Below are 19,548 nucleotides of genomic sequence, written 5' to 3' on the forward strand. Positions count from 1 at the left end.
AACTTAGAGGACAATGTTCAAATCGGTAAAGATTAAAATACTTTCTCAAAACGTATTTTGTTGTCGAGCGAAGTACCACCCGGCTCAATATCAATGATGTGGTAATGGTTTTTCACTAACATGGCGAGCATGGCTCGAAAGCGGTTCATGGTTTTAACTTGCACCGCTTGATAGTTTTGCGTTTGCAACCAAGCTTCTTGTTCATTGAGCATTCTTTGTGCGAGACCATCCCCTCTATGCTCAGGCATCACTGCACCTAACCAACTATAAAAAACCGTGTGACTCAGCGCATAACCCAATTTATATCCCACGGGTTGCTCGTTGCGATAAGCCACCAGCAGTAAGTAGGTTTTATCTGCTAGCTTTTGCTTTATGATTTCTAACGTTTTTGGAGTGCCAAACTCAGGGATATTGGTTTCGATAGCCAATATATCACTGAGTTGACCTTGTTTAATTTCGTACATATTTGTTCATCTAGTAAAGCCACAATCTTTAATTCTTATCTTTCGATTTATCGTCTGATTTTGACGTCGTTTCTGGGCGCTCAATTTTGCCACTTTTTATAAGTGCTAGATATAAGTCTTCTAATGGCTCTGGAATATCATCATGATATTCAGGCTTCTCTTTAAGTAGCTTAATTAATGCGCTTTGGGCGCCTGCTTTATCTTTGTTTTCTAGCTTTGCCAAAATATCTTTAAACTTGCTGTTTGGCTTTGCATTTGACTCGATGTTTGGCTCAGACAAATTAATGCCATACATAACTGGTGATACAGCCTGAATTGCTCGCGCTTTTTGCTCTGGCGCTGAGCGCTCAAGTCTCGCGCCTGTGACTTCTATTCGTTCCATTTGAACGTCTTCAGCTAGCATTTCTACACGCTCAATTTGTGGGGCACTTTCTTGTGCTTGCTTCGCATTTGAAATCGCAGGCACTTCAGCTGGTTCAACTGAAACTAACATAGGATCTTGGTAATACTGCCAAGGCGCTAACACGGCAACGGCGACGATTGCGGCTGCGAGCCCTGAATATTGCCACCATCGATTTGGGGTTTTCGTCGCTTTTTGCGCTCTTAATTTACTCTCTAAATCTTTGTTATTATGCACTTTATTATCAAACGTTTTATTTTCATCATTAACGGCATCTGCTGCACAGGCTAAAATAGTGTCATCTAGGTGTTTAGGCGGCATTGCATCATTATTCTGCTGATAAAGCTTGATGAGTTCGTCATCACTGAATTGTTTATTCATGCTTCTCGTGCGCCTCCTGTTTCTGATGCGTCTACTTTTCGTTGCAAACACTCTCTTAGCTGTGACATGGCATAGCGTAATCGCGTTTTCACGGTTTCGGGTTTTGCTTCAACAATCTCGCATACTTGGCTTGGCTCGAACCCGGCTTCATGGCGCAACAAAAATGCGTCTCTTTGCTGTGGTACCAGTAACTCTACACAGTGTTTAATCGCCCGTTGCAGAAAGTCATTATGCATCTCGCTTTCTTGATTGTCTTGGCTTGAACTAAGCACTTCAGGTGACGCACTATCGTTATTATTAGGCACCTCATCAACCAGTGCTAGATGCTCACCGCGCGCGGTGTGTTTTCTGTGTTCATCAATCAACAAATTATGAGCGATGCGGTAAAGCCAAGTGCTGAACTTAGCCTCAACCGTGTAACTGGCCCGATTGTCGATGACTCTGAGCCAAATTTCTTGAAATAGCTCTTGAGCTTTAGCCTGATGCTTTGCACCTAATTGACGACACACATAACGATACACCGGTCCTTTATGTCGGCCGTATAACTCGGCAAAGGCGGCTTGGCAGCCTTTGCCATAGCTGAGCATCAAAGCTTCGTCCGAGTCTGATTGTAATTGCGCGATTTGAGTCATAAATATTAAAGTTTCTAAGCGTTATACCAATCCTCTTAATTAAGTGATCTATTTTGAGGCAAGTAAAACTTGTCGATAGCAAGGCGAAAATTTTGCGATTTAGTTGTTCTAAATAAGAAATTTTCAACGAAGCTAACGTCAGTTTTAGTCCCTCAAAATAATTAAGTATTATTGAGGATTGGTATTATAGTGCACTGGCCAATTCGACCAAGTTAACAAATTCACCGCGATAGTTAAACGGATCATCCCCTCTATTTGCTCGCGCAATACTGGCAATATCTTGATAGTTCATGTCACCAAGGTACTGGCTTTGTTTGAGCTTTTGAGCAAATGCAGCCACCGAGGTTGCAAATTTAAAGTCGGAGCTTGCGCTATTAAAGTCTGGTAACACCTGCTGTTTATTGACCACTTGGCTGATCAGTTTACTCTCTGTGTCGCCCGGTAATTTATAACGAATTTTCACATGAAGTAATTCATCACTGGTACTGACCATTTTCTTTTGCTGGTAACGCAGTTCATCCACTTGCCCTTTATTACCTGCTAAAGTCACTTCGTATAATGCAGTCACCGTATGGCCTACCCCAATTTCACCGGCATCGACTTTATCGTTATTAAAGTCTTCGTCTTTTAATAAACGGTTTTGATAACCGATCAGACGATATTCTTTAACCTGAGCGGGGTTAAACTCAAGTTGAATTTTGACATCATTGGCGATGCTTTGAAGTGTGCCACTCATTTGTCTTAACAGGACTTTTTGTGCTTCATGCAGGGTATCAATATAAGCGTGATTACCATCACCTATGTTGGCTAACTGCTCCATCATGGCGTCGTTGTAATTGCCTCGTCCAAAACCTAATGTAGTTAACGAAATACCTTGCTTGCGCTGCTCTGCGATCACGTCTTTTAACGCATCTATGCTTGTGGTGCCAACATTAAAGTCACCATCAGTGGCCAAAATCACTCGATTCACACCGCCCTTAATAAAGGCTTTCTTCGCTTCTTGATAAGCCATTTTGATGCCGCTCTCGCCATAGGTACCGCCCCCTGCTTTAAGCTCTTTTAAGGCATTTATGATGGTTTGCTTTTCTTTGCCTTTAGTAGGACTTAACACCACCTGCACATTACCTGCGTAAGTCACTAAACTCACGGTATCACGGGCTGATAGCTGCTTTACCATCATGGTTAGGCTTTGCACCAATAAAGGCAGTTTATTTTTGTCGTGCATCGACCCCGACACATCCACTAAAAATACCAGATTCGATGGTTTTCTTTCACTTGCCGGTAAGTCATAACCTTGCAGGCCGATACGCAAAATATGGCGTTCATCATTCCAAGGTGCTGGGGCCAACTCTGTAAAAGTCGCAAACGGCTGCGATTTGTCTTCTGGCACGTTGTAGTTGTAATCAAAGTAATTAATAAAAGCTTCTTCACGTACAGCATCGGTCGGTGGCAATTGCCCCATACTTAAATAGCTGCGAATATTGGCGTAGCTGCCCGTGTCAACATCCACTGAAAAGGTCGATAAAGGCGTGGTTGCGGCTTGAAATACCCCATTGCTATCACTTGGCAGGTAATTATCGCGTTCCTCAGGATGAGCAAAAAACTCAGGGGCTGGCGGTGCAATTCTTTTTCGCATTGCAGGCGCGGCCATTAAAGGCTGTGGTTGACTAATCTGCATATATTCAACCTCAGTCCCACTGGCTGAGCCATCGGCTTGCACCTTTGCAACACGACTGCCCGTCACCATAATTTTTCCTACGGCTTCTTGGTCTGATCTACGTTCTTGTTGCGATTGTTCTTGGTTTTTTTGCGCAGTTTGATCACTCTGGCTGTCTTGGTTCGAGCAGCCAGTCATAAGCAAAGAGCTAAACAAAGCGCCAAGGGTTAATGCAATTAAGGTTTTGTTGGTTTTCATATTCTGTCTCTTTTTATAGAAGGTTTACTGCTATAAACGGACGACTATGAATTAGGGGGTGAAATATTTTTAAAGTTTTTCACCCCTGTTATTTTTGTTTTGATTAAGCCCATAAAAACAGGGTTTTAACTTGCTCTACAAACCATCTATTGGCCTGATTACTGGCTTTTAAAGGGTGCCAATAAAGCTGTAAATGATAGTCAGGTACCGTGATTGGTGGTAGTAATCGTGTTAGCTTTTGCCCTTGCTGTACTTGTTTGGCAACTTGTGTCGGCAAAGTTAATAAATACTCGCTGCCTGCCACTAGGTGCGGCGCTACAAGTACACTGGTTTGCTGACACGCAACATGACGCGTATGACCTAAATTCGCTAATACTTGGTCGACAATACCTTGTGACTCTCCCCACGGTGCGATGCGTATATGCTGCTCTTGTAAAAATTGCTCTAGAGACAGCGCATTTTTTATTCTCGGGTGCGCTTTACACACTAAGGTACTGTAACTGTCGCTGAACCAAGCAAGCTGCTCAACACCGGCTTGCGGGTGTTCGTCATGCTCAAAGCCTAATACGAAATCTAAGCTTCGCTGCTCCAACTGTTCTTTAATTGGTAAAGGGCTGGCTGGCAAGATCTCAATCTGAATATGCGGCGCTTGTTTGGCAAAGTGCCGAGTTAGTTTAGGCAAAAAACAAAACTCAGTGTAATCGGTCGCGGCGATACGGAATGTTTTTTCACTGTGGCTTGCGTCGAAACTGCTTGCTTGACCTAGTCCGAGCTCTAGTAACGGCAATGCTTGTTTTACATACTGGGCTAATTGCTCAGCTCTTTCAGTCGCCTGCATTTGATTATTCACGCGAATAAATAAAGGATCGTCTAGACGCTTTCTAAGCCTAGCTAAGCCGTGACTAAACGCAGACTGACTTAAATATAACGACTCAGCGGCCTTTGAGACTGACCGATATTGATAAAGCTTATCGAACAGCAGTAATAAATTAAGGTCAAACTGTTTGAGATCCATAAACCTGCACCACATTCATTTAACTATGAACATTATGCACTGGTTTCATTTGTTCGTTCAGTTAATATATTAAAAAAGTTAATACCGAGCGAATACGCTCTAAGAGGAAGCGCTATGTCACAACTTACCATTCGACCGGCAGAAGTGGCCGACATCGACACCATTTTATATTTCATTAAAGAGCTCGCCATTTATGAAAAAGCAGAGCATGAAGTGTTAGCAACACCTGAAACCATTAAGTCGAGCATGTTCGCAGAGCACAGTGGTGTGCATGGTTTAATTTGTGAGTTAGACGGTGAAGCCATTGGTTTCTCAGTGTACTTTTACAACTATTCAACTTGGCTAGCAAAGCCTGGACTTTATCTTGAAGATTTGTACGTGTCGCCAGAGCATAGAGGCAAAGGTGCAGGTATTGCGCTACTTAAACGCTTGGCGCAAATCGCCGTTGAAAAAGGCTGTGGCCGATTTGAATGGAGCTGCTTAGATTGGAATACGCCTTCTCGCGAGTTCTACGAATCATTAGGCGCAGAGCCACAACATGAGTGGATTGGTTATCGCATGAGTGGCGAGACGCTGGTGAATTTTGCAGAAAAATAATTAAACAATGCGCGACATGAAGCCGCGCCTACAAGTTGAGTTTGAGTAGGTTGGTGTTTGTAGGCGCGATTTTATATCACGCGGATTGGTGTTTGGCTCGTAACCACAAAACATGGACCCCGAGATAAATAAGTGGTGGCAGAAAGCGGATATATTTTTGACAAAGCGCGGCATAAAGCCGCGCATACATGTTGGGGTCGAGTAGATTACTGTTTTGTAGGCGCGATTTTATATCGCGCGGATTTATTATTGGCTCTCAACCTACACAAAATGTAACAAATTTATTGTGCGGGATTACGTCCCTGTAGCATTGGCCTTCGGGTATCCATACCCTCACTTCCTCGTGCTGCGATGCTTCGCATGATTGCAGGCTTCCTGCCTTTCATCCTTCGGACCAGCTCCGCTGTTCAAAAATGTTCCATACATTTTTGTGGTCACTCGTCACCCTTGCGCAAAAGTAATCTCGCTTACAGAGTACTTCTTAACAGTATATAAAACGGCTAATTTCACGTTGCGCAGAAATAACCTTGCTGCGCAACAAACACTAGTCAGAGCGGTTAAAATTGCTCATTTCACCTTGCGCAAAAGTAATCTCGCTTACAAAGTACTTCTTAACAGTATATAAAACGGCTTATTTCACGTTGCGCAGAAATAACCTTGCTACGCAACGTGTATTCTGCACTTAAAACCCAAACGGGATGTTGAACGCGAAGAACGCGATTAATAAGCCAGTCCAGAACACTAAGAAGGTCAGCGAGTATGGGATCATCATGGTGATCACATCACCGAAACTGAGGTTTTTATTGTACTTACGCATAAACGCTAGAATAACACCGGCATATGTCATCATCGGAGTGATGATATTTGTTGATGAGTCTGCAACTCGATACGCAGCTGCGACAAGCTCTGGCGTCATCGCTGGGTTTACTGCATACAGCATAGGCACGAAAATTGGGCCCAATAGCATCCACTTTGACGTAAGGCCACCAACGAATAAGTTAATCAGTGCTGTGGTTAATACAAAGCCGATGATCAACATAATTGGGGAATCTTGTAGGCCCATCGCAGATAAACCGCTTGCACCTAAATAAGTGATGTATGTACCTAAGCCTGAGTAACCCAAAATACCTAAGAAGTTATAACAGAAGAAGGTAAGCACTAAGATGTAACCCATGGTGTTCATTTGCGCGACCATGGCTTTTACCACATCCATCAGGCTTTTAAATTTACCGGTTGCGACACCAAAAGCAGCACCCACGGAGGTAAAAATAAAGGTGATCAACAAGATCACATTATTTAAATAAGGCGTCACGGTTTTACCCGCGTCATTTTCGTATGGAGCTAGCGGCCCTAGCGCCAATAAAACCACTACGCCAATTGAAGCAAGTAGACCCCAAAATGCGGCACGAAGACCTTTTTTTTCGTCTTCAGTCACTGAGAAATCAGACAAGTCCATACCTTCAGGCAGATCATAAGGCATGTCTTTAAACTTAGGTTCGATGAACTTCTTAGTTACCCAAGCACCTAAACCCACCAGCATAAAGGTCGAGACAAAAATAAAGTAGTAATGCATGGTTGCTGGCGTAAGTGCACTACCATCTGCTGCTTGGAAAGGAATGCCTTGAGATTCAGCAAAAATTTGTGCATTCAAACCAATGATCACATCCACTGGCGTGGCTGGGATTAAGTTGGCACTGAACCCTGCTGATACACCGGCAAATGCAGCCGCCATACCTATCATCGGGTTTTTACCAAGGCCGGCATACAAGAGACCGGCTAAAGGAATAAGAATAAGGTAGCCCGCATCGGTTGCGATTGAGCTCATGATCCCTAAAAAGATAAGCGCTGGCGCTAAGAACTTCTCGTTTAAACGTGTACCAATTTTCTTGATAAGGGCATTGAATAAACCAGAGCTTTCAGCCACCCCTACACCTAGCATCACGATTAAGATAACCCCTAATACGCCGCCACCAAAACCGAGCCAGTTATTCAGCAGGGCATTATCAAATACCCAACGGACATGTTCGGCTTCTGTCATGTTTTTGATGGTATGGGTTATGGCGCTGCCATCGGCGCTTTGCGTTTCGAACGTTAAGCCGCCTATTAATGCGGTTAAGGCAAATACGAATACCAAGAACCACATAAAAATAATGATGGGATCGGGTATTTTTTTACCTGCCTTTTCTATAAATGCGATGACACCACCGCTGCTCGGCTGAGCTACTTCACTTGTCGACACCTTTTTACTTCCTATTTTGTTATTTTAATTATGCTCTTTGTTCAGCATTAACCCACTTAGAGCAGTAATAGCGCAAATAGTTTAATGATTTTGTCACAAATCAGAAACAAACAAGATAAAACCACATAAAAGCGAGATAATGTAACAATTATACCAATCCTCTTAATTAAGCGATCTATTTTGAGGCAAGAAAAACTTGTCGGTAACGAGGCGAAAATTTTGCTATTTAGTTGTTCTAAATAAGGAATTTTTAACAAAGTTAGCGTCAGTTTTAGTCCCTCAAAATGATTGAGTATTATTGAGGATTGGTATTAACAGTTCATTCACTTATAAATTGACTTGCAACTTTGCTAAGAAAAGCGGCTACTTCCTGCGAAGTAGCCGCTTTAATTTACGATTTACGTAAAGTTAGATTTATGGTTTTACCGCTGGGGTTGAGTACTTAGGTGGCTTAATATCAAGTGGCGACTTGCCTTCAAGCTCTTTCATTAGCTCTGATACTGCGCGCTCTAACTGAGGGTCTTTCCCTTGCGAAAGCGAACGCGCATCTTGATAAACCTTGATATCTGGGGCGATACCCTTGTTTTCACCTACCCACTCATTGTTGATAGGGTCAAACACGGCATTATCTGGTGCAGTCAGTGCGCCACCATCAACAAGTGGATAATGCACCGATGATTTCACGACCCCACCCCAGGTTGTTGCACCAATCAGCTTGCCCACTTTTTGCTGTCTAAACGCCCATGGGAAGTAGTCACCACCCGAACCAGCTAGCTCGTTGATAAGCAGCGCTTTTGGCCCCTTTATACCCGCAGGCAATAGCATAGGTTTGCCGTTTGGTACTTCATTGGTGATCGCAGCGCGCAGCTTGCGATTCATTAAATCAACCATGTAGTCATCTAATAAACCACCGCCATTAAAGCGCTCATCGATCACTGCGCCCATTTTGTCTTGCTGTGCAAAGAAGTAACGGTTAAATGACGTGAAACCAGGTGTTGAAGTATTTGGCACCCATACATATGCAAGTTTGCCGTCTGACAACTTATCAACTAAGCGACGGTTGTCTTCAACCCAAGCACGCTGACGAAGGCCATACTCACTTGAAATCGGCTCAACAATTACTTGATGCGCCCCTTCATAGTCTGGCTTGTCGTTTACTTTCAAAGTCGTTTGTTTACCCGCTGTGCCGTCTAACAACGCATAAGGGTTATCGTTTGCTGTAAGCGGCTGGCCATTAATCGAAACGATATATTGCTGCTCTGATACTTTTAGATTTGGCTGATCAAGTGGACCTTTTAGTTTAGGATTCCAGCTTTCTGAGGTATAAATTCGGTCAATTTTCCAATAACCATTATCTTGAACTAAATCTGCACCCAATAGGCCCGCTCGACGTTTTTCAACATCTGGCATATCACCACCGAATACAAAGCTGTGACCAACAGACAGCTCACCGTTAACCATATCAAGTAAGTAATTTAAGTCCGAGCGGTGTTTAACATGCTCAACCAAAGGCTCATAACGCGAAAACACTTCATCCCAATCACGACCATGCATATCAGGGTCATAGAAGTAGTCACGCTGATAACGCCATGCCTCTACAAACATCTGACGCCATTCTGCTTGACGGTCTAAACGCGTTTCTAAATCAACTTTAAGTGGTTTACCTAGCTTTACAGATGGTTTAGTTGCATCGACCACATGCCAACTGCGACCTTTTTTAACTATGAGCTTTTTGGTGTCAGCAGAAATGTTCACATCGCTGATACCGCTTACATATGGTTTGGCCTTGCGCTTTTTAACACTGTATTTATGTAGTGAGAACGACCAACCTTTGTCGGCACGTTTAGCAAAGAACACACTGCCTTTTGGACCATGTATCACACCGCTGTAACGGCCTTCAGGCATAGGTAGTGGCATGATACGACGTTCAATGTTATCAAAATCTATGCTAACAACGACGCCATCTTTCTTTTTGTCTTTGCCTTCTTTTTTCTTAGCCGCATCTTTTGGCTTATCTGAAGACTCAGCTTTTTCCGCTTTATCAGCCTTCTTATCTGCATCTGCTTTACCTTCGTCAGGCTTAGCTTCTTTTTTCACCTTTTCTTCATCGCTGCGCAGCGCAAAAGGTGAATCTAGATCTTTGGCAAGATTAATAATGTAAGGCGCATACTCATGATCTGCCGACATTGAGCTGGTATTTGCCCAACCACTGTCTAGGCCATAATCAGTACTGGCTAAGAAAAATAAATGTTTACCACTTTGATCCCATGCAGGCGAAACTGAATTAGCCATGCGGTTTGTAATGGCACGACTTTGTCCTTCTTCTAAAGACCAAACTTTGATTTGTTTAAAGCCATTATCAGCTTGCTTGGCATACGCTAGCCATTTGGAGTCGGGTGCCCAAGTTAAACCTGTGCGACCACGTTCTAAATTGTTACCGCCGACATCAATGGTTTTAATCGTTTCTGACTCTAAATCAACTAAACGGTAACGCACATCGTCATCAACAAAGGCAATGTACTTACCATCTGGTGACCATTGTGGTTCCCAGGCCATTTTCGACTCACCAATAGAAATGGTTTTACGCTCACCCATACCATCTTGGTTGTGTAGCACTAATTTATAACCTTGCTCACCTTCATCAGAGAACCAAGCTATTTTATCGCCTTTTGGTGACCAGATTGGCGCTCTATCGGCTGAGCTATGATCCTTGGTTAAATTACGCGTTGAGCCATGCTCGACAGGCACTGTGAATATTTCACCACGTGATTCGAATAACGCGCGTTTGCCTGAAGGCGATAAAGAGGCATTTTTAGCGTTTCTAGCGACGTTTTGCCACTTAGTTTCTGCCCATGGGAAGTCGGCTTGAATGTTAATGTCGAGCTTTTTAGCACGCTTGCGCTTTACATTATAAGTATACAAATAGCCGTCTTTTTCAAAGGCTAATTGCTTACCATTGCTGGCAAGTTGCTTAATGTCACCACCTTTAAATTTGGTGATTTGTTTGGTCTTCTTGCTTTTTGGGTCATATTCCCAAATATTCGATACCCAATCTCTATCTGACAAATAATACACTTTGCCTTTAAGCCATACCGGCTCAATATCTGTTGACGTGTCGAAGTGAGGTAGTTGAGTTTCTTCTTGTGTTTCTAAATCAAGTAGCACAAGCGGGGTATTCTGGCCGCCTTTGTAGTTACGCCACTCGGTATCCCAGCGACTCATACGGTCAATAATGAGTTTGTCACCGTCTTTAGAAAATGCGCCATTAAAGCCCCATTGATGCGTGACAAGCTCTGGTGCTCCGCCATCGACAGACACGGTCCATAAACGTTCATATCGCTTTGGTGCGGTACCACGAGAAGAAGCAAATAACACCTTTTTGCCATCTGGCGTCCAGCCTCTTACATACGCATTGTTTGCATGCCAAGTGAGACGCTTTGGCTCTCCACCCGCAACAGGCACAATATAGACAGATTGCTGACCATTTCGATTAGAGCTAAATGCAATGGTCTCACCATCAGGTGATAAATGTGGTTCAGTCTCAACTGCTTGCGTACTGGTAATACGCTTAACGTTTTCACCGTCAAGGTCTGACACCCAGACATCTCCACCATAAACAAACCCGATATGAGAGTCGCTGAGCGTCGGCTGTCTTAACAGTCTGGTTTCATCAGCCGCATTGGCTGAAAAAGCACTGATCACGCCCAGTGCAACGGCTGAAATAATATTCTTCATTGTTATATTTCTCTATTTTCCTTATTGCTTGTTACCTAACAGAGTAAAAAATTATAATTTTTAAATAGTTAGCTACATATTGATGCTAACACAAAAACCCATACCAGGAACAAGTTGTGTCAAATGCCAAATTATTAAACAGGCACAAATTTAGAATTGAAAGGAAGCAATTGTAATAAATTGCTTCCTTAAGTCCTTAGCCCACTTAAAACTGTAGAATTTTAAGCATAAAAATTGGTTAGGCTTTCTGCGCTGAAAATTGCTCCCAAGGGCCTGTAATAGCGAGGGTTTTAGTCGGTGAGTAAAGATTTAAAAATAGCGTTTTTCCGTCATGAGAAAAACAGGCTCCTGCTGGCTCTGTTTGAATGTGAAGTTTTGCAAACGGATACACTGCACCTTTTGGTGTCACCCCTCTTAAAAAGTTTCGGGTTACATCGGTATATTGGTCTTCACACACTAATAAATGGCCTTGTGGAGTCACAGTTAAGTTGTCACCAAAGTTATACTGACTACCATCAGTACTCTCAACAAATAGCTGTAATAAGCCTGGGTGCTGAGATTCTTGCGCTGTGCCTTCAAAGGCTGATGGCTGATAACGCATTACTTGGCCAAATTGTTTTTGCCCCCCGTTAGTACAGCAGAAATACAACTCATTGGTGCCAAAATGAATGCCTTCACCGCGTGCAAACAGCGCTGCGCCCGCTTCATAACCCTGCTCACGTAAATCATCATTAGGACTTTCAGGGTTTGATAGGGTGATCCATTCAACCTCTAGCCAGTCACCCAATGCCATGCTGTTTTCAGCCCAGTTTCGAGTATCAAACTGTGGCTTTTGCTTAACGACAAGGGCTTGTAATGCTCCCCCTTCACTTAACTGGCCTTTTACTTTTGGAATAAAGCGATAAAGTAAACTATCGCCTCTATCTTCTGTCAGATAAATAATACCAGTTCTTGGGTCGACAGTTGCCGCTTCATGGTTGAAACGACCCATAGCGACTAATGGTTTAGGCTCTACTAACCCATTCGCCTCTGCGGGTACTTCAAAAATATAACCATGGTCTTTTGAGATGTTGCCATCGGGGCGATCGACTGACTCTTCACACGTTAGCCAAGTGCCCCAAGGCGTTGTACCGCCGGCACAATTTCTGATTGTGCCGATCAGGCTCATGTACTGTTTTTCTAATTCTTGCGTTTTTAGGTTGAAGACGAGTGTTGAGGTGCCGCCCGGTAAAGCTGTACCAGACTTTAAGTTGTCGTAGCTTTTATTCGATTGGAAAGACTGCCATGGAACTGCTGACTTTTTGATGTGTTTTTGAGCCAGCTCATGATTACGAACCAAAGCCACACGGTCTTCATCTAATTTGATACACCCCATACCATCTGCATTGTCTGGCACTGGCATACCATCGTCCATTTTATCGCCGAGTTGTGAGATCACTCGATAACTAAAGCCTGGCGGCAAGTCTAGGATATTATTTTTGTCGGAAACTAAATCGCCATACCCAGATGACAGCGGCATGTCAGCCAAAGCCACACTATTGCCTTCTTTGCTGCGACAGCCCATCATATTGACGGTTACCCCCGAAAAAGCCAATGCCGCAGCACTGAATGTAAATTGTCTACGTGAGACCATTACTTCCCCCCCAAATTTAAATTCGTACAGTTACTCTAACGCAAATTGTGATAATGTAACAAAAGCGTTCTTTTATCAATATTCTTTTTATTTCTTAAATTTAGTTTAGAGGCGTTATATGCAAAGCATATGAAAATAATCGAATTTAATTTTGATATCGTCAGGTTAGATTTTATAGATGAGGTAGGAACATTGAGATAAAATTGCGTGGTCTGTGCTGTGTTCACTGTGTTCCACAATGAAACAACGCTTTATTATTCGTGCTTAATACATTGAGGCCATCATGTGTACTGATACGCTTTTAACGATCCTCGTTATCTACTCATTTGCTTTTTTCATTACTGGTATTTTGATGATTATTTTAGAACCTAAAGGTGATGAAAATCGCTACCAACAGAAGGTAACTGAATACACTATGTTGGCGATTGGATCGGTAGCTACTTTGTCATTTTCATTTCTTGGCCTGACAAGCCTTTAAAAAACTAAAAGTTAAAATGAGTTAGGGCGTACTGAAATTACTTAACCTAAGCTTTAGTTGCTCAAAGTTATCAATAATATACACGCCCTAATTTGTTATGCGCATTCAAGTTTCATCTCGACCAATGAAGGGGTAAAACCTAGCTTTTGATAAGCATTAATTGCAGCTTGATTTTCGGCATACACATCTAAGTAAAATATATTTACACCATGTGCTCGTCCCCAGCCCATTAACGCATCCATGACCAGTCTATTTAAGCCTCGTCCACGAAAGTCAGGTGCAACATACATAAAGCCAAGGTAGCCATGTTGTTCATGAGACAGAGATTGCTTACTTGCTCTGATCTGAATATAGCCAGTCGCGATGATCTGATCTTTTTCTTCAAGTACGAGTACTTGGCTGTTTGTTTCACTTATCAACGCGGGTAAATCATAATATGTCGCGTTGTTCGCTTTAATATGACTGTTGTAAGGTCTTTCAGCCTCAACGACGGCTTGCTCTAGGTGTAGTAAATCGTTTATATCATCCTGAGTTGCGATTCTTAAATGCATCTGCTTACTTCTTATTTTTAATTCTTAATTAAATTGAGCCAAAAATTTATCAAACTGGCTGTAATCGCCAATGTTCTCATCAACCCACTGATCATCATGGTAAGTATTTAAGTACCTTTCGCCGCTATCGCATAAAAGCGTCACGATTGCACCTGACTGCCCCTGTTGTTGCATTTCTAATACTTTATTCAACACGCCAAACATATTGGTCCCTGATGAAGGCCCCACACGCTTACCTAGCTTTTTACTGAGCCAATGCATGGTGGCAATACTGGCGGCATCTGGTACTTTTTGCATCTCATCTACCACACCAGCAATAAAAGACGGTTCTACTCGCGGCCTACCTATACCTTCAATACGACTGCCTCGACCGAGCGTAATGCTGTTATCACGAGTTTGAAAATAGTCATAAAACACAGAGTGTTCAGGGTCTACAACCAACAAGTTTGTATCGTATTTTTGAAAACGTAAATATCGGCCCAGCGTCGCTGAAGTACCTCCAGTACCTGGACTCATCACTATCCAACTTGGTATAGGATGAGGCTCATCCTGCATTTGCTTGAAGATACTTTCAGCAATATTGTTATTACCGCGCCAGTCCGTTGCACGCTCAGCATAAGTAAATTGGTCCATATAATGGCCGTTTAACTCATTGGCTAAACGCTGCGACTCGCTGTAAATTTGATCTGTTTGTTCAACCAAATGACAGCGACCACCATAAAACTCTATCTGTTTGATTTTTTCATGTGCCGTAGACTTTGGTACTACAGCAATAAAATCAAGACCGAGTAACTTTGCAAAATAGGCTTCCGAAACAGCAGTGCTTCCAGATGAAGACTCTATGATGGGGGTATTTTCGGTAATATGGCCGTTACATAAGGCATATAAAAATAATGAACGAGCAAGGCGGTGCTTCAAAGAGCCGGTTGGATGTGTACTTTCATCTTTTAGATACAAAAGCACGTCAGGGTGAGACTTAAGATCTAAACGAATTAAATGTGTATCTGCAGAGCGCGTGTAATCTGCTTCAATGGTTTTAATTGCCCAATTAACCCAAGGTCTGTGCATACGATTTCACCCTTAGCTCATCATCTCTTATTGCTTACGTTCACTGTTTCGGAACGCACTATCACACAAGAGTGGTGCTTTCGCCAAGCACCACTCTTAGAAAAAGCTTAACAAAATATTACTGTTCTTCGAGTAGCCCTCGAGTTGGTGACTTTAACTGCCTGAGAGACATGACAATACCTGTGATTGCTATCATTGTTGCCATCACTAGAGCCTGCGTTAACACAGCAAAAAAGTTTGCTTGATAAGGCATGACCAACTCATATTTGTAAAAACTAGCAATTGATAAGTAAACGCACAAGGTGGCAACCAGTGCTGGCAACAAAGTAATGATTGCCCATTCATAAAATATCAGTAGCTTTTGCTTTGTTTTATCAATGCCAAATACAGTCAATAAGCCATTGCGCGCTTTATCTTGCTTTTGGTGCACTGAAATTGCAGCGGCTAATAATAAGTTCGTAAGAAGTGCAATAAACACACTGTAGATCACCACTATCATGATTAAAAAATTCATGTAGAAGCGTATATCAGCCAGCATAGTATCCACCGACATCATCCGCATGCTTGGGTGTGCTTGCCAAACTTGACCAAGGTTTGCCAGCGCATCATCGCTCAGTTGTGCATCTCCCATATAAAATGTCTCAACGTCTTCAACCGCATCATTACTATGTCTCACAAACCAGAATGTCGTGTTACTACCACCCGAAACAAAGTCGTGTTTCGCGGCAATAAGCAACTCCACAGACTGTTTACCCATACGCATTTGTAGTACGTCACCCAATTTAAATTGCATGTCTTCAAACACTTCACTTTCAATGGAAACCGGCCACTGATTTGCTTTAAAGACTTGATCACTTTGCCAACTGCCCAATACAATTTCATTATTGCTTGGCACGTTCGCTTGCCAGTGCAGGCGTATCGGTCGTTCTAAACGTGCTGATGACTCACTGGGTTGCAGCCCGGTCTCGTTAAGCTTTACTTGATTGATATGCGTTAGCTGCGCATATTGAAAAGGTGCGATGTGGTTAATTTTCCCTTGGTATTGGGTTAAGAATTCTTCTAATGCCTGCTGTTCAGTTTTAGTTACTTGGCTTATCACCACATTGCCTTGGTCTTTATAAGTAAGTTGCTCAAGTATATTGGTGACGTCTTGCGTGATCCGCAGTGATAGCAATAACAGAGTCAAGCTTAAGCCTAGGGCAATGATCTGCGCGCCTTTTACGTAAATCCGTTGCTGCATTAGATAAAGTGCAAAACCAAATAGCTGAGCGCGCTTCGATAGCCCCCACTTACCCAAGCCAAGTACACACCAAGTCAACAAAACTAAACCGAATAGGCAAGCCGCCAGTGTGCCGACGACCATGACGGTTAAAGTCCAATTGTCTGAGTACCATACAATAAGTGCAATAATAGCGACGACAGGCATCATAATCTTGAGCCATTGCTTACGCTCTGGAGCTTGATAGCTCATAAGTAAACGCTTAACCGGTGAAGTGAGTACCGAATACCAAGCTGGTAGAGTGAGTGCAATATAAAGACTAAGTGCGATGGCTATCACCTCTAACAGCGCCGTCCACTGCCAATCAAGCGCAATCACAATATGGTAGTTTTCTAGCCAGTGCACTGCAAAATAAGTGGTCGCTGTTGCCAATAAAACACTTGGAACTAGGGTAATTGCAGTCGTAAATAAACACCCAAAAATAACCAGCCATTTACTGACCTGTTTTGCTAAACCATTAGCCATACAAATAGCGCTAAAGGTTTGTAATGGTTTAATGACGTTTTGATTACTCAGTGCCAAAATGATACTCGCCAAAATGACCAACAACACTGACACTAACCCCATAAACTTTTCGACTCGCTGCCAGCTTTTAGTTAAAGGATGATTACCCAAGGTTTGACTGATGAGCGTCGCGCCATCAATGTCATCACTTGCTGAAACTAGGCTTTGTAATTGTGTTTCATCATGTGCCATTAAGTAGCGATATGATTTGACTTCAAGTGTATTGCCTTCTATTAGCTTTGTAAGGGAGGCTAAGTGCACCATGGCACGCATATCACTGTTATGGCCTTCACTTAATCTGTCTGGCTCTGAGATCAAATAATGCGTAAATCTAAAAGTTTGCCCCGCAACGTTAATTTCATCATTGATCTTAAGTGACAAAGCTGCGGCTAAGCGTGACTCTAACCAAATTTCTCCTTGGCTTGGCCCTTTTACATACTCTGTTGTAGTGAGTCCTTGTGCCTCAGTTACCCCAAGCATGCCAAGTACAGGGTAATTATCGTCAACGGCTTTTAACCTCACTAATTGGGCTAAGTGCTTATCAGCGATTTGATGAGTCAGCGTAACATTAAAGGTTTGGGTTTCACTAAACTCACGACTATGTTGAGTAAACGCTGAACGCTGAACTTCATTTAGAGGTTGAAAGGTTTGTATAACCGAGTCAGCACCCAGCAGTTGCTGCAAGTTTTGTTTTAAATACCCTTGTACACCATTGCCAAGCAATGTTGTGAAACTCAAATAGAAGAATAAGATGAACAGCGTGAGTAGCTGAACTAAATTGACGCGTGAGCGAGTTTGCTGCCAATGAAATTGCCAAGACAGTGCCCATAACGACTTAATAGAATAGCCATTGCCTGACTCTGGCGCGCGTTTATCTATAAGATTTGAAAGTGCATTTAAGAGCATAGCTGCAAACTCCCATGTTCTAGTTTATAAACTGTGTCGAGCTGTTCAGCTAAGGCTTGGTTATGGGTAATTAACACTAAGGTCGCGTTAGTTTCGCGGCAGCATTGCAACATCAATTGGCTGATATGCTCTGCGGTTTGTTCATCAAGATTACCCGTTGGCTCATCGGCAAAAATAAGTGCAGGCTCAGAGACAAAGGCCCGTGCGATGGCAACGCGCTGCTGTTCACCGCCACTGAGCTTACTAACCGAAAAGTCTGCACGCTCAGCAAGACCGACTTTAGACAACCAATTGTGCGCTTTTTCAAATGCCTGTTTATCGCCTTTTAATTTCAAAGGCAGTGCCACATTATTCAATGCATCTAACTCAGGAATTAGATGGAATTGTTGGAACACAAAGCCACTATGCTGATTGATATCAACTGAACTAAGCGCTACTTGCTGTTTTATAAAAGACAGTTCACCACTTTGCAGCGGCTCAAGACCTGCCAAAATGCTCAACAAAGTCGTTTTACCACTGCCTGACGCGCCCACTATGGCAACTTGTTCAGTTCCTTTAATTTGCAATGATGCGTCTTCAAGTAATGCTAAGTTTAAGTCCTTATTAACAGGAATATGGTGTGTCAGGTTGGTTAAGTTGATTGCGATGCCCATGGTGAACTCCGTTTATTTTTATGTCTGGGCTTAGTATTGATGATTGGCTGTGAAAGGAATGTGAAGAGACATTTTCACATCTTTGCTTACAAATTTAATTAACTAGAATGCACCGATGACTTTTCATATTCGATGTTTTAAATTAAGTTACCCAAACAGAAACAAGGACTTGGGTAATTAAAGTATGTTTATAAAAATAAAATCAAATAAGAAAGCTTGGTTGTTAGGTACCGCTTTACTCGCTGCAGTAGGGTTTTCAGGTTTTAAAGCCTATCAATATAAAAAATACTATATGTCTGACTTTGAAGACCGCGTGATTGAATCTCAGGTACTCAATGAGTCTCGAAAAATATTTATCCGCCTACCCAAAAATTATTCTGCCGATAAACAATACCCCCTCATTATTCGCTCTGATGGCAACTTTAACCTAGCCCGTTGGGACACGGTTCTGGACGAGTTTGCCGAGCAAAAAGCTTACCCCGAAGCAATTTTGGTGTCTATTCCGAATCAGTTTTGGACCAATACCCGCAACCGAGATTTAGTGCCCCCTTATGCGCGTCGTGATGTAAATATCGAACCTCGTCCAGCAAGCGATAACAACCCTGAGATATTTGGCAAAGCTGACTTGTTCTTGTCATTTATCGAGACCGAAGTGCTGCCCTATATGCATAAACATTATTCTCTCAGTGGCGAGCGCATTTTAAGCGGCTTTTCTGCTGGTGGCAGCTTTGTGATTTATACCATGGTCACCAAACCCGATTTATTTAACGGTTACTTTGCTTTTAGCCCAGCAGCTTGGTATGACGATTCAGTGGTTGTTGAACAATTTCAAAAAGATATTCATAAGTTAGCTGGAAAGCCTAAATTCTTTTATTTAAGCCTAGGGGCAGAAGAGAACAGCATCATCACAGGGTCATTTAATGGCTTAGTGAACGCACTTGAGCAAGAAGGGCCTGCCAACCTCACTTGGCAGCACAACTTCAGCCAAGGTGCAGGACACAATGAGAATCCTGTTATGTCAGTCCCAAAAGCGCTGTCTGCCTACCAGGCATTTAGAACCACACATTTATAAGTTGTTTATTGAGTATTATTGAGGAT

Annotated in this window: 14 protein-coding genes; 2 read left to right on the plus strand and 12 right to left on the minus strand. The window is 42.7% G+C overall.

The window, feature by feature from the left end; all coding sequences use genetic code 11:
- Positions 1-32 precede the first annotated feature (32 nt).
- The 5 genes from C1E24_RS18060 to C1E24_RS18080 form a co-directional block, all read right to left on the minus strand.
- Positions 33-464 (minus strand): GNAT family N-acetyltransferase, encoded by a 432-nt coding sequence (locus tag C1E24_RS18060; protein ID WP_138483892.1) that lies wholly within the window; start codon positions 462-464, stop codon positions 33-35.
- Between the two features lie 28 nt (positions 465-492).
- Complete coding sequence (locus C1E24_RS18065) at positions 493-1,245, minus strand: hypothetical protein (protein WP_138483894.1); 753 nt, start codon at positions 1,243-1,245, stop codon at positions 493-495.
- A complete protein-coding gene (locus C1E24_RS18070) occupies positions 1,242-1,877 on the minus strand; it encodes a sigma-70 family RNA polymerase sigma factor (protein WP_138483896.1) in 636 nt (211 codons plus the stop codon). The genes C1E24_RS18065 and C1E24_RS18070 overlap by 4 nt, the downstream gene beginning before the upstream one ends.
- Positions 1,878-2,061: 184 nt before the next feature.
- Positions 2,062-3,792, minus strand: coding sequence for a vWA domain-containing protein (locus C1E24_RS18075; protein ID WP_138483898.1), 1,731 nt, complete (start codon positions 3,790-3,792; stop codon positions 2,062-2,064).
- Between the two features lie 103 nt (positions 3,793-3,895).
- Positions 3,896-4,807: a LysR family transcriptional regulator gene (locus tag C1E24_RS18080; RefSeq protein WP_138483900.1), complete on the minus strand. Its 912-nt coding sequence runs from the start codon at positions 4,805-4,807 to the stop codon at positions 3,896-3,898.
- A 114-nt stretch (positions 4,808-4,921) separates the two neighbouring features.
- On the opposite strand from C1E24_RS18080, the gene C1E24_RS18085 reads away from it, so the two are divergent.
- Positions 4,922-5,404, plus strand: coding sequence for a GNAT family N-acetyltransferase (locus C1E24_RS18085; protein WP_130256067.1), 483 nt, complete (start codon positions 4,922-4,924; stop codon positions 5,402-5,404).
- Positions 5,405-6,086: 682 nt separating this feature from the next.
- Here C1E24_RS18085 and C1E24_RS18090 read toward each other — a convergent pair.
- The 7 genes from C1E24_RS18090 to C1E24_RS18125 all read right to left on the minus strand — a co-directional run bounded on the left by C1E24_RS18090 (position 6,087) and on the right by C1E24_RS18125 (position 18,450).
- A complete protein-coding gene (locus C1E24_RS18090) occupies positions 6,087-7,643 on the minus strand; it encodes an AbgT family transporter (RefSeq protein WP_138483902.1) in 1,557 nt (518 codons plus the stop codon).
- Positions 7,644-8,057: 414 nt separating this feature from the next.
- A complete protein-coding gene (locus C1E24_RS18095; RefSeq protein ID WP_138483903.1) occupies positions 8,058-11,378 on the minus strand; it encodes a S41 family peptidase in 3,321 nt (1,106 codons plus the stop codon).
- 238 nt (positions 11,379-11,616) lie between these two features.
- Entirely contained in the window at positions 11,617-13,011 is a 1,395-nt protein-coding gene (locus tag C1E24_RS18100; RefSeq protein ID WP_138483905.1) for an alkaline phosphatase PhoX, read from the minus strand.
- A gap of 573 nt (positions 13,012-13,584) precedes the next feature.
- Positions 13,585-14,040, minus strand: coding sequence for a GNAT family N-acetyltransferase (locus C1E24_RS18110; protein ID WP_138483909.1), 456 nt, complete (start codon positions 14,038-14,040; stop codon positions 13,585-13,587).
- Between the two features lie 24 nt (positions 14,041-14,064).
- Complete coding sequence (locus C1E24_RS18115; RefSeq protein ID WP_058032008.1) at positions 14,065-15,108, minus strand: PLP-dependent cysteine synthase family protein; 1,044 nt, start codon at positions 15,106-15,108, stop codon at positions 14,065-14,067.
- A 118-nt stretch (positions 15,109-15,226) separates the two neighbouring features.
- Positions 15,227-17,797 carry an ABC transporter permease gene (locus C1E24_RS18120; RefSeq protein ID WP_138483911.1) on the minus strand — a complete coding sequence of 857 codons (2,571 nt, stop codon included), beginning with the start codon at positions 17,795-17,797 and terminating at the stop codon, positions 15,227-15,229.
- Positions 17,788-18,450, minus strand: coding sequence for an ABC transporter ATP-binding protein (locus C1E24_RS18125; protein WP_138483913.1), 663 nt, complete (start codon positions 18,448-18,450; stop codon positions 17,788-17,790). The genes C1E24_RS18120 and C1E24_RS18125 overlap by 10 nt, the downstream gene beginning before the upstream one ends.
- Positions 18,451-18,634: 184 nt before the next feature.
- Between C1E24_RS18125 and C1E24_RS18130 the strand changes: the two genes are divergently transcribed.
- Positions 18,635-19,522, plus strand: coding sequence for an alpha/beta hydrolase (locus C1E24_RS18130; protein ID WP_138483915.1), 888 nt, complete (start codon positions 18,635-18,637; stop codon positions 19,520-19,522).
- Positions 19,523-19,548: the final 26 nt, after the last annotated feature.

This window comes from Pseudoalteromonas phenolica (genome assembly GCF_005876835.1).
In the GTDB taxonomy this organism is placed as follows: Bacteria; Pseudomonadota; Gammaproteobacteria; order Enterobacterales; family Alteromonadaceae; genus Pseudoalteromonas; species Pseudoalteromonas phenolica_B.

Bases quoted from the DNA above. Each gene is read 5' to 3' on its own strand.
- C1E24_RS18070 (WP_138483896.1), bottom strand. From the start codon at position 1,877: ATGACTCAAATCGCGCAATTACAATCAGACTCGGACGAAGCTTTGATG.
- C1E24_RS18095 (WP_138483903.1), bottom strand. From the start codon at position 11,378: ATGAAGAATATTATTTCAGCCGTTGCACTGGGCGTGATCAGTGCTTTT.
- C1E24_RS18075 (WP_138483898.1), bottom strand. From the start codon at position 3,792: ATGAAAACCAACAAAACCTTAATTGCATTAACCCTTGGCGCTTTGTTT.
- C1E24_RS18125 (WP_138483913.1), bottom strand. From the start codon at position 18,450: ATGGGCATCGCAATCAACTTAACCAACCTGACACACCATATTCCTGTT.
- C1E24_RS18100 (WP_138483905.1), bottom strand. From the start codon at position 13,011: ATGGTCTCACGTAGACAATTTACATTCAGTGCTGCGGCATTGGCTTTT.
- C1E24_RS18120 (WP_138483911.1), bottom strand. From the start codon at position 17,797: ATGCTCTTAAATGCACTTTCAAATCTTATAGATAAACGCGCGCCAGAG.
- C1E24_RS18060 (WP_138483892.1), bottom strand. From the start codon at position 464: ATGTACGAAATTAAACAAGGTCAACTCAGTGATATATTGGCTATCGAA.
- C1E24_RS18130 (WP_138483915.1), top strand. From the start codon at position 18,635: ATGTTTATAAAAATAAAATCAAATAAGAAAGCTTGGTTGTTAGGTACC.
- C1E24_RS18115 (WP_058032008.1), bottom strand. From the start codon at position 15,108: ATGCACAGACCTTGGGTTAATTGGGCAATTAAAACCATTGAAGCAGAT.
- C1E24_RS18085 (WP_130256067.1), top strand. From the start codon at position 4,922: ATGTCACAACTTACCATTCGACCGGCAGAAGTGGCCGACATCGACACC.
- C1E24_RS18110 (WP_138483909.1), bottom strand. From the start codon at position 14,040: ATGCATTTAAGAATCGCAACTCAGGATGATATAAACGATTTACTACAC.
- C1E24_RS18080 (WP_138483900.1), bottom strand. From the start codon at position 4,807: ATGGATCTCAAACAGTTTGACCTTAATTTATTACTGCTGTTCGATAAG.
- C1E24_RS18065 (WP_138483894.1), bottom strand. From the start codon at position 1,245: ATGAATAAACAATTCAGTGATGACGAACTCATCAAGCTTTATCAGCAG.